Below are 11110 nucleotides of genomic sequence, written 5' to 3'. Positions count from 1 at the left end.
CGCCGAGTTCGCGGGCCTGCTTCATGATGATGGCGCCTTCGGCGAAGTAGGCGGGCATGAACACGATGTCAGGCTTCTGATTGATGATTTCGGTGAGCTGGGCGGTGAAGTCCTGGTCGCCGGAATTGTACTTCATGTCGGCCACGATTTCGCCGCCGAGCTTCTTGTAGGAGCGCTTGAAGAAGCTGCACAGGCCCACGGAGTAGTCGTTTGCCACGTCCATGAGAATGGCGGCCTTCTTCATGCCGAGGGTCTTGTAGGCGTAGGAGGCAGCGGCTGCGCCCTGATAGGGATCGATGAAGCAGGCGCGGAAGTAGTACTTCTTGCCCTGGGTGACGAGGGGGCTGGTGCAGGAGGTGCCCACGCCGGGGACCTTGGCCTTTTCGCCCACTTCGCCGCCGGCCATGGCGAGGGAGGAGCCGTAGGTGCCGATGTAGGCGGAAACCTTGTCGCGTTCCACGAGGCGCTTCACGGCGTTGGCGGCTTCGACCTTGTCGGACTTGTTGTCCACGACGACAAGCTCGACGTCGCGGCCGAGAACCTTGGGAGTGGCCTGCTGGGCGAGCTTGATGCCGTCAAGCTCAAGCTGTCCGCCGAAGGCGTTCTGGCCGGTCAGAGGCAGGTACACGCCGATTTTGACGGGCTCGGCGGCCTGAGCGGGGAAGGCGAGGCCGCAGGCCATGGCGGCCATGGCGACAGAGGCGAACACACGGGAAAGTTTCATGACGATCCTCCGATTGAGAAACACAGGTTCGTGTGAAATATATGGAGGAATACTATAGAATCTTACGATTGTGTGCAATCGTGAAGCAGAGGAAAAATGTCCCGCGCCGTTGCCGCAAGCTTGCGTTGCATGATATTATTTTCAGTAAATACAAAACGTTGAAAATATTTCACCGGAAAGAATTTTTCTTGTTCTTCAAAAATGAAAAGGAACGTTTTTCCATTTGGTGTTTACAAAAGCGCAAAAATGTGGAAAATGATTGTTTCCGTTTTTCAGAACGGGCACAAAGCGGAGCGTCAGAGGATCGACGGCCGCCTGCTGGGGCTTGCGGAAACGCAGGGGCGTGGTGGAAGTTTTTTCCTTCCGGGCGTGCTTTGCGGAAAGCCCGGGTTGCGGAAAGGCCGTCCCGCCCCTTTCGGGAGCTGGACGGCCTGAAATCGTGCGGGAAGGCGCGCGTCGTTCGTTGTCCAGAGTGCCGAACCGGCGGAGCCGGGAGGCGGTGGATGCTTCATCCTTCCCGTCTTCCTTCAGGGGGCCCGGCGCGGAGCGTCTTACGGATGGCGACGGCAGCGCTGTTATTTTCCCCGGCGGGGTCGGGGGCGGAGCCCCTGATGTTCCACCCTTCCCGTCTTCCTTTCTTTTATAAATGCTTCTTTCTTCGCGACGAGGAGGGAATGCCCATCTCTTCGCGGTATTTGGCCACGGTGCGTCGGGCGATCTTCACGCCGAGGCCTTCGTTGAGGCGGGCGCTGATGTCTTCGTCGGAGAGCGGATGGGCGTGGTCTTCGCCGTCGATGAGGGAGCGTATGCGCGCCTTCACGCTCTCGGAGCCCACCTGACTGCCGTCGCTGGAGGAAAGGGCGCTGTTGAAGAAGTATTTGAGCTCGAATATGCCGTGCGGCGTGCCCACGTACTTGTTGGTGGTGATGCGGCTGATGCTGGACTCGCTGCGGCCTATGTCCTCGGCTATGTCCTTGAGCACGAGGGGCTTGAGCTTGTAGACGCCGTACTCGAAGAAGTCGTGCTGATGCTTCACGATGCTTTCCATCACCTGATAAAGGGTGCGCTGACGCTCTTCGAGGCTGCGTATGATCCACACGGCCGAGCGCAGGCGGTCGTTCATGTAGTCCTTTTCCTCGCTGGAGCGGTTCTGCGCGGCCAGTTCCTCGGAGAGGGGAGAAAGCTGAAGATGGGGCAGGTCTTCGTCGTTCATGAGGATGACGAACTCGCCGTTCACCTTGCGCACGAAGATGTCGGGGCTCACATAGCAGGGGGCTCCGCTGCCGAGACTTCCGCCGGGGCGCGGTTCGAGGCCCTGAATGATGCCTATGTATTCCTTCAGCGTGTCGAGGTCGATGTGAAAATGGCGCATGAGCGGCTTATAGCGCTGCTTTTCCAGATCTTCGAGATGATTGCTGACAAGGTCGACGAGAATGGGATCGCGGTCGTCGTGGCGGGCGCGGAGCTGGATGAGCAGACATTCGGAAAGGGTGCGCGCGGCCACGCCCACGGGATCGAAGTTCTGGACTGCGGAGAGCACGGGCGGCACTTCCGAGGGCTCCACGCCGGCGAGGGAGGCTATTTCCTCATCCGTGGCGGTGAGATAGCCGGTTTCGTCGAGATTGCCGATGATGCATTCGCCTATGGCCTTCTGCCGTTCGCTGAGAGGAGAGAGCAGAAGCTGTCCCATGAGGTGCGCTTCCAGATTGGGTTCAGCGGAATGGCAGGCTTCCAGCGGGTTGCCGTCTTCCTCCGCGGCCTCGTATTCCTGCTGGGCCACGCGCGACTGGCTGGAGAATTCGCCCAGATATTCTTCCCACTCCGCGCTGCGGGCCACTTCCTCCTGCGGCCAGGGGCTGTCCTGTTCGCCGCTCGTGCGGGGGCTTTCGGCGGCGTCCTGCGCTGCGGGCCCGGGTTCGGCCTCGCGTTCTTCAAGAAAAGGATTTTCCAGCAGTTCCTTGTGCACCGCCTCCACCAGTTCCTGACGGGAGTACAGAAGCAGGGAAATGGCCTGCTTGAGCATGGGCGTCATGTGGAGCTGCTGGCTCAGTTTGAACTGCTGTCGTATTTCAAAAGCCATGATGTACCCTCGCGGCGGTTTCGAGTGCGTCGTGCGTGAGACAAAAGCGGACCGCGGCCCGGGGGCGTCTGCCCGGGCCGCGGCGGCGGATCAGCGGAGTTCTTCGGCGGCCACGTCGGCCAGACGGCGGGCGGCGCGGCGGACGAAGTCTTCGTCCTGGCCCTCGACCATGACGCGGCAGAGGTTTTCGGTGCCGGAGTAGCGCAGCAGCACGCGGCCGCGGGAGCCGAGGGTTTCTTCGACTTCCTTCTGGGCGGCCATGAGCTTTTCGCACTGTTCAAAGGGCACCTTGCGGGAAATGTGCACGTTGACGAGCTTCTGCGGATAGAGCTTCAGGCGGTCGGCGAGCTCGGAGAGCGGGCGTCCGCTTTCGCGCATGATGCGCAGGATCTGAAGCGCGGCGAGCAGGCCGTCGCCGGTGGTGCCGTATTCGCGGAAGATGAGGTGGCCTGACTGTTCGCCGCCGAGCATGGCGTTGTGCTGACGCATGGCCTCGATGACGTAGCGGTCGCCCACCTTGGTGCGCAGAAGCTGGCCGCCGCGTTCCTTCATGAACACTTCGAGCGCCATGTTGCTCATGACGGTGCCCACGAGCAGGTTGTTGTTGAGCTTGCCCTTCTTCATGAGGTCGTCGGCGCAGATGGCCATGATCTGATCGCCGTCGAGCAGACGGCCCTTTTCGTCCACCACGAGCAGGCGGTCGGCGTCGCCGTCGAGGGCGAGGCCCACGTCGGCGCGCACTTCGCGCACTTTGGCCTGCAGGTTTTCGGGATGGAGCGAGCCGCACTGATAGTTGATGTTCAGGCCGTCGGGCGAGGTGCCGAGGCGGAACACCTCAGCGCCGAGCTCTTCGAGGGCGAGGGGCGCCACCTTGTAGTTGGCGCCGTTGGCGCAGTCGATGACCACGCGCAGGCCGTCGAGGGTGAGCTGCTGGGGAAAGCTGCTTTTCAGATAGACGATGTAGCGGCCCGAGGCGTCCACGATGCGGTAGGCGCGTCCCACCTTGTTGGAGGCGGGGTAGTCCCATTCGTAGTCCTTGTCGAGGATGAGCTCGGACATCTTGTCTTCCACCTCGTCGGGCAGCTTGAAGCCCTCGCGGTCGAAGAACTTGATGCCGTTGTCGTGATAGGGGTTGTGCGAGGCGGAAATGACCACGCCGAAGTCGGCGCGCATGTTGCGGGTGAGGAAGGCGATGGCGGGCGTGGGCAGCGGGCCGACCTGGTACACGTCCATGCCGGAGGCGCACAGGCCCGCGGTGAGCGCGGACTCGAACATGTAGCCGGAAAGACGCGTGTCCTTGCCGATGATGACCTTGCGGCGGCACTCGTCGGAACGGAACACGGTGCCTGCGGCAAGGCCGAGGCGCAGGGCCATTTCGGCCGTGAGAGGATAGGTGTTGACCCGGCCGCGCAGGCCGTCGGTTCCAAAAAGACGTTCAGACATGGCTAATCCTGTGTTTCCTGAGGTGCGGTTTCGGAGGAAGACGGCGCTTCCTTTACAGCGGAGGAGGCGCTTTTCGCGCCGGCGGACGCTGCGGCGGAAGAAGGCCGGACGGCGTCGTTTTGCGCCGTTGCCGCGGCGGGAGCCGCGCTGCGGGCGGGGGCGCTGTCTTTCTGCTCGTCGCCGGAGAGCGCGGTCGGCACTTTGAGGTCGTTGGGCTGCGGCAGGGAGGCGGCGGGCACGTTGATGTCGCTCAGTGAGAAGTTTCCGGACACGCGCTGATCGGGCAGCTTCATGCCGAAGTTGCTGGAAGGCAGCGAGAAGATGCTTTCCGCCGGGGCCCAGGCGCGGTTTTCGGGATCGATGTCGGTGCGGCTGTAGAGCATGACCGTGGGCGGATCGATGGAAATGAGGCCGGAGCCCGAGGGCAGCATGACGATGGGCGTGACTTCAGCGCTGTCGCCGGGCATGAAGTCGGAAGGCTGACGCACGATGACGCGCACGGCGTCGAGGTAGTCGCGGTCTTCCACCAGCGCCTCGGGCACGGAGATTTCCACCTTGGCCGAATCGGGCCGCACGCTGTAGCCCTCGTCCTCGTTGTCGAGCTGGATGTCGCGGGTGAGGGAGACTTCCTTCGTCTTGAGATCCAGAGAATAGCGCAGCGTGGTGACGGGCGGGGTTATTTCCACCTGCGGCGGGGCCACGATGGCCACGTTGGCCTCGTGCGGGCCTTCGCTGGCGTTCTTGGTGGGGTCGTACACCACGATGAGCCGGTCGAGGGAGTTGACCTGCGTTTCCGGGCCCTTCACCGTGACGAAGGAAGGTTCGAGAATGGCGTGGGAGATGAGGTACGGAGAATCGGCGGGCAGAGGCAGCATCTTGTTTTCAAGGGGCACCACGCGTTCGGTGAGGGCGTCGGCCTCGAGCACGAGACGGCTCGGCATGATTTCCAGTATTTCAAAGGCCTTGAAGTCGGGCATGGAATCCACGGCAAGGGGCAGGGCCGTGGCGCCTCTCTGCACGCCGGAAAGATCCACGGTATACACGAGGTCGCGCGAATGGAGATTGCGCAGAAGCTCGGCGGAGCCTCTCAGACGCACGGAAATGTGATTGACCATGCCTTCTCGTATGATCAGCCCCTCGGGCAGTCCGCGATATTCCACGCGCAGTTCCACCTGCGTTTCCACGTGGTCGCGGCCCACGACGAGATACCACAGTCCCGTGGCGATGACGAGGGAGAGCAGTACGGAAAGAACGGTCTGCAACCGGCTGTTATTGATTGAGGACATTGGCCAGTATCCGTTCCAGGCGTTCTTGGTTCAGGGGGTTGGAGAGGTGTCCGTCCTGGGCTAGGGTCACTTCTCCGCGTTCTTCCGACACCACGATGGAAATGGCGTCGCTCACCTCGGTGATGCCTATGGCCGCCCTGTGACGGGTGCCGAAGTGCTGCCGGGCCACGTTGGCGAGGGGCAGCACGCAGCCGGCCGCCGTGATGCGGTCGTTGTGGCCGATGATCACGGCGCCGTCGTGCAGCGCCGTGTTGGGAAAGAAGATGGTGGCCAGCAGGTCCTGGGAGACCACGGCGTCGATGGTCACGCCCTTTTCCGTCATGTCGCCGAGGGCCACGTTGCGCTCGATGACGATGATGGCCCCTATGCGGCGGGCGGCGAGCGCGCAGGCCGTGCGGCTCACGGTGCTGATCATTTCCGTGCGCACGTTGCCCTTGCGCCGGAAAAGATAGCGGAAGTTCATGTTGGAAAGAGCCTGGCGTATGTCCTGATGGAACAGGATGACCACCACGAGGAACAGCGAGCTGAACACGTTCTGGAGCAGCCACACCAGCGTGAACAGGCCGAGGAACTGCGCGGCCGCGAACAGGGCGAGCAGCAGAAGCAGGCCGTTCAGGGCGGCCATGGCGCGCGTGCCCCGCACGAAGCGGATGCCGTAGTAGCACAAAATGGCCACAATGAGTATGTCCAGCAGGTCCCGCCAGCCGAATGTCAACTGTCCCAGTGCGAACATGTCAGTCTTTCCAGGGGGTGAAGTGTTCTGCGAGCGTGAGGGCGCGCCGTGCCGAAGCCACGTCGTGCACGCGGTGATGCGTCACGCCGCGTGCGGCCAGAAGGGCGGTGCACACGCTCGTGGCCTCTATGCGCCTTGTGACGTCAAGCCCCAGAAGCTCGCCGAAGAGGCTCTTGTTGGACACGCCGAGCAGCACGGGACGGCCGAGGGAGAGCAGCCTTTCCATGGAGGAAAGCAGGGCGCAGTTGTGCTCCGCCGTCTTGCCGAAGCCGATGCCCGGATCGAGCATGATGTTTTCTTCAGGCAGCCCCGCCTTCACGAGCGCCGTCATGCGTGCCTCAAGAAAGGCCATGACTTCGTCCACCACGTTGCCGTAATGGGGATCCTTCTGCATGGTGCCGGGCCGCATGCCCGGACGGCAGTGCATGAGCACGTAGCCGGGGCGGTACTGGGCGAGCACGTCGGTCATGGCCGGTTCCCACAGGCAGGCCGAAATGTCGTTGATGATGTCCGCACCGGCCTCGAGCACGGCCGAGGCCACGTCGGTGCGCCAGGTGTCCACGGAAAGCAGCGTGTCCGGCGGAATGCGGCGTCCGCGGCCCTCGGAAAGGGCCCGCACGAGCGGCAGCACTTGCCGCATTTCGTCGTCCGCAGGAACGTCCTGCGAGCCGGGACGCGAGGAGGCCCCGCCGAGATCGAGCACTCTGGCTCCATCTGCGGCGAGGCGTCTTGAGTGGGAGAACGCGCTTTCAAAGGAAGGGTGCCTGCCTCCGTCGAAAAAGGAGTCGGGCGTTACGTTCACCACGCCCCACAAGGTGAAGCGTGACGGCGTGCCGCCCTGTTTTTCGGTGGAAACAGGGCTGAATGCCCCGTTGCGAAGCATCCAGACCACCGTGTTGTCCATTTATTTCTCTCCCCTGTCGCTTCCTTCTTCTGAGGAGGCGGAATCTCCGTTCACGGTTTTTTCCGCGTCCTTTGCTGCAGAGGTCTGCGCAGGGGGCGTCGCGTCGTCGGTCCGGGAGGCGTTGCCGTCACGGGCCGCGCCGTTCTCCGTGTTCCCGGTTCCGGCGTTGTCCGCTTCGGCGCCGGAGGCGTCGGAATGGTCTTCCTCGAGGTGAAACTCGCCCGCGTTCTGGCCGTCGAGCTGAAAGGGAGGCAGCTTTTCGCCCCGCATGAGAACGTCTATGTCCTCGCCGGAAATGGTTTCCCTCTCCAGCAGGGCATGGGCGATGGCGTGCAGCATGTCGATGTGCTCGGTGAGCAGGGTGCGGCAGCGTTCGCGGGCCTCGTCGATGAGCGCCTTCACTTCGCTGTCCACCAGACGGGCCATGTCGTCGCTCACGGAGCGGGTGTGGCCCCATTCGCGGCCGAGGAAGACTTCCTCTTCATGCTCGCCCACGGTCTGCGGGCCGATCTTGTCGCTCATGCCCCATTCGCACACCATCTTGCGGGCCATCTTGGAGGCGCGCTCGATGTCGTTGCCCGCGCCGGTGGTGATGTCGCCCATGATGATCTCTTCGGCCACGCGGCCGCCGAGCAGCACGACAAGGTTGTTGCGCAGGAAGTTGCGGGAGTAGCCGTGACGGTCTTCATCGGGCAGCTGCATGGTCACGCCCATGGCGCGGCCGCGGGGAATGATGGACACCTTGTGCACCGGATCGGTGCCGGGCAGCAGCTTGGCCGCGAGCGCATGGCCGCCTTCGTGGTAGGCGGTGATCTTCTTTTCCTCGTCGCTCAGGATGAGGCTGCGGCGTTCCTTGCCCATGAGCACCTTGTCCTTGGCGTATTCGAAGTCGGACATGTTCAGGCGGTCCTTGTTGAGCTTGGCGGCCTGAAGCGCGGCTTCGTTGACGAGGTTTTCAAGGTCGGCGCCGGAGAAGCCGGGCGTGCCCTTGGCGATCACGGTGAGGTCGACGTCTCTGGCAAGGGGCGTGCGACGGGTGTGCACTTCAAGAATCTGTTCCCTGCCGCGCACGTCGGGCGTGGAAACCACCACCTGCCGGTCGAAGCGGCCGGGACGCAGCAGCGCGGGATCGAGCACGTCGGGACGGTTCGTGGCCGCGATGAGAATGACGCCTTCGTTGGATTCAAAGCCGTCCATTTCCACGAGCAGCTGGTTCAGCGTCTGCTCGCGTTCGTCGTGGCCGCCGCCGAGACCCGCGCCGCGCTGACGGCCCACGGCGTCGATTTCGTCGATGAAGATGAGGCAGGGAGCGTTCTTCTTGCCCTGGGCGAAAAGATCGCGAACGCGCGAGGCGCCCACGCCCACGAACATTTCCACGAAGTCCGAACCGGAAATGGAGAAGAAGGGAACGCCCGCCTCGCCGGCCACGGCGCGGGCCAGCAGGGTCTTGCCGGTTCCGGGAGGGCCGACGAGCAGCACGCCCTTGGGAATGCGCCCGCCAAGACGCGTGAACTTGCGCGGATTGGAAAGAAATTCCACGACTTCGGCAAGTTCTTCCTTGGCTTCGTCCACGCCCGCCACGTCGGCGAACGTCACCTTGCCCACCTGGTTCTGATCCTGCATCCTTGCGCGGGAGCGGCCGAAGGACATGGCCTTGCCGCCGCCTCCCTGCATCTGCCTGGCGAAGAATATCCACACGCCGATGAGCAGAAGCATGGGGAACCAGGAAATGAACACCGACATGGCAAGCGGCGTTTCTTCGGGCTTCTTCACGTCGATGACGACGTTCTTGTTCTTGAGTTCCTGTACGAGATTGGGATCGTTGGGAGCGTAGGTGGAGTAGGTCCGGCCGTCGGTGGTGACCACGTTGATGTTGCGGTCCTCGATGACAACCCGGCTCACTTCCCCGTTTTCGACCTGAGAGAGGAACGTGCTGTAGGCGGCGGAGTTCTGCGGGCTTCCGCCGTTCTCGTTGAACAGGCTGAACAGGGAGACCATGGCAACGGCTATGATGCTCCACAGCAGAATATTGCGGGAAAACTGGTTCAAAGCTGCCTCCGTGGCTGCTTATGATGACTCACTCAAAGTGACGGAGAGGGCCCGGCTTGCCGGGCTGCCACAGGTGAAACGACAGGCTCCGCAGGCGGCGGCCGGCCGCCCCTGCCGTTTTTTTATATTTGTAATGCCAGATGCCGACTTTGACAATGATGCCGGGAGCTCTTTTTCCGGTCAGGAGCCTTTTTTCTGCAAGAATCGTGCCGAATTGAAATGAATTTTTCTCTCCCTTTCTCCGTTCCCGCCCTTGCCAGAGCGCGGGCCCTGGGCTAGCATCCGCTGCGGGCGGCAGCGTCGTCCGCAGGTCGTGCGCGATCCGCGGACGCGTGAAGGGCCGAACGTCCGCTCCGCCTCCCCGCCCGCCTCAAGATCGGAAGGTTCCACCATGTTCGTCGACTGCCATACTCACGTCTTCCATCCCCGCATCGCCGAAAAGGCAAAAATGAAACTCGCGGAACACTACAAGCTGTTCTGCCGCTGCAAGGGCACGCCCGATGACCTTCTTCTGCGCGCAGGGCGCGCCGGCATAGACCACTGCGTGGCACTGTGCGCGGCAACGAGCGCGCTTCAGGTGCGTCCATGCAACGCCTACGCGGGCTACCTGCAGCACAACTATCCCCGCATCACCGCCTTCGGCTCCATACACCCCGACTGCGAAGACTGGAAGGCTCAGCTCGACTGGCTGCGCTCCATGGGCGTGCACGGCATCAAGCTCCACCCCGACTTCCAGCACTTCTGGCTCAACGACCCGCGTCTTCTGCCCATGTTCGAGGAGGCCCAGAAGGACTTCATATTCCTCATACACATAGGCGACAGCCTCCCCCCGGACAAGAACCCCTCCTGCCCCTACAAGATGGCCGCCATCCTCGACGCCTTCCCCCACCTCAACGTGGTGGCCGCCCACCTCGGCGGCTTCCGCCAGTGGTCCTATGCCCTCGACGCCCTCGCCGGCCGCGACGTGTGGATGGATACCTCCTCATGCATGAAGGAAATCTCCGACGACGTGCTCAAAGCCATCCTGAAAAAACACCCCAGAGACCGCCTCGTCTTCGGTACCGACTACCCCATCATGGACCCGCAGGACGAAATAGACGCCCTCCAGAGACGTACCCGCTTCTCCGATGACGAAATCGACGAAATCCTCACCAACGGCACGCACCTGCTCTTCGGATAGAAGAGAAGAGGAAGGGACAGAGCAGCCGGGGCGCCGCCCCGGAAAGGCAGGAAAGGCATGCGGGGGAAATAATTCCCCCCGCACCCCCCTGTTTCTGCTTCGCAGCTTCGCTGCTTCAGCAGCACAGTGTGAGCGGGAAGATTATGCCCGAGGCAAAGGGCGGGAGTTCTGAAAGGCAGCGGCTGCGAGGGGTGGTGTGCTCGGCGGGCGCTGTTCGGTCTGCGGGCTCAGTGCAGGCGTGCGCTGCCGCGCCCGCCTGCGGTGGCCGACATCGATTCCGGCATGTGCCGGAACCGATGTGAACAAGGAAGAACAGCAGGAGATTAAAAGAGAGGCGGCCCTTCAGAAAAAGGAAGTCTGCGCATTCTGCGGCTTCCTTTTTGCTTTCCTTCTGCTTTTACTTGTAGACAATTATAACAATTTGTTATTCATAACAATTTTTGCATGAAGGGCAGCCTTTTTCCGCGCGGAAGGATGCCGGGCGTGTTTTTCGAGCGTCTCGTCTGTCGGCAGGCGAAGCCTGACGACAGCAACGAGGGGGCGCGGGGGAAATCATTTCCCCCGCCTGCCTTTTCTGCCTTTTCAGGCGGTCTATGGGGCTCACGGCGATTTTCGACGCATGACGTTTTTCCTGCGCAGAAGGCACATCGCGCGCAGAAGGATGCCGGGCGTGTTTTTCGAGCGTCTCGTCTGTCGGCAGGCGAAGCCTGA

Annotated in this window: 8 protein-coding genes; 1 reads left to right on the top strand and 7 read right to left on the bottom strand. The window is 62.4% G+C overall.

Annotated elements, in window-relative coordinates:
* The 7 genes from QZZ60_RS07925 to ftsH all read right to left on the bottom strand — a co-directional run.
* Nucleotides 1-724: ABC transporter substrate-binding protein (locus tag QZZ60_RS07925; protein WP_295640251.1), on the bottom strand; the 724-nt coding region annotated here is incomplete at its 3' end.
* A gap of 640 nt (nucleotides 725-1364) precedes the next feature.
* On the bottom strand, nucleotides 1365-2804 hold the full coding sequence (rpoN, locus tag QZZ60_RS07920) for an RNA polymerase factor sigma-54 (RefSeq protein WP_295640248.1): 1440 nt from the start codon (nucleotides 2802-2804) through the stop codon (nucleotides 1365-1367).
* Between the two features lie 90 nt (nucleotides 2805-2894).
* Nucleotides 2895-4247, bottom strand: a complete 1353-nt coding sequence (gene glmM / locus QZZ60_RS07915; protein WP_295640245.1) for a phosphoglucosamine mutase — start codon at nucleotides 4245-4247, stop codon at nucleotides 2895-2897.
* 2 nt (nucleotides 4248-4249) lie between these two features.
* Entirely contained in the window at nucleotides 4250-5533 is a 1284-nt protein-coding gene (locus tag QZZ60_RS07910; RefSeq protein WP_295640242.1) for a CdaR family protein, read from the bottom strand.
* Nucleotides 5517-6266: a diadenylate cyclase CdaA gene (gene cdaA / locus QZZ60_RS07905; protein ID WP_295640239.1), complete on the bottom strand. Its 750-nt coding sequence runs from the start codon at nucleotides 6264-6266 to the stop codon at nucleotides 5517-5519. The genes QZZ60_RS07910 and cdaA overlap by 17 nt, the downstream gene beginning before the upstream one ends.
* Before the next feature lies 1 nt (nucleotide 6267).
* Nucleotides 6268-7170, bottom strand: coding sequence for a dihydropteroate synthase (folP, locus tag QZZ60_RS07900; RefSeq protein WP_295640236.1), 903 nt, complete (start codon nucleotides 7168-7170; stop codon nucleotides 6268-6270).
* Nucleotides 7171-9219: an ATP-dependent zinc metalloprotease FtsH gene (gene ftsH / locus QZZ60_RS07895; RefSeq protein WP_295640233.1), complete on the bottom strand. Its 2049-nt coding sequence runs from the start codon at nucleotides 9217-9219 to the stop codon at nucleotides 7171-7173.
* Nucleotides 9220-9610: 391 nt separating this feature from the next.
* Here ftsH and QZZ60_RS07890 point away from each other — a divergent pair, with 391 nt between their 5' ends.
* Nucleotides 9611-10399 (top strand): amidohydrolase family protein, encoded by a 789-nt coding sequence (locus QZZ60_RS07890; protein ID WP_295640230.1) that lies wholly within the window; start codon nucleotides 9611-9613, stop codon nucleotides 10397-10399.
* The last annotated feature ends 711 nt before the right edge of the window (nucleotides 10400-11110 follow it).

The sequence above is a fragment of the uncultured Mailhella sp. genome, assembly GCF_905187505.1.
Classification (GTDB): Bacteria; Desulfobacterota; Desulfovibrionia; order Desulfovibrionales; family Desulfovibrionaceae; genus Mailhella.
This window is presented reverse-complemented; position numbering and strand designations above follow the sequence as displayed.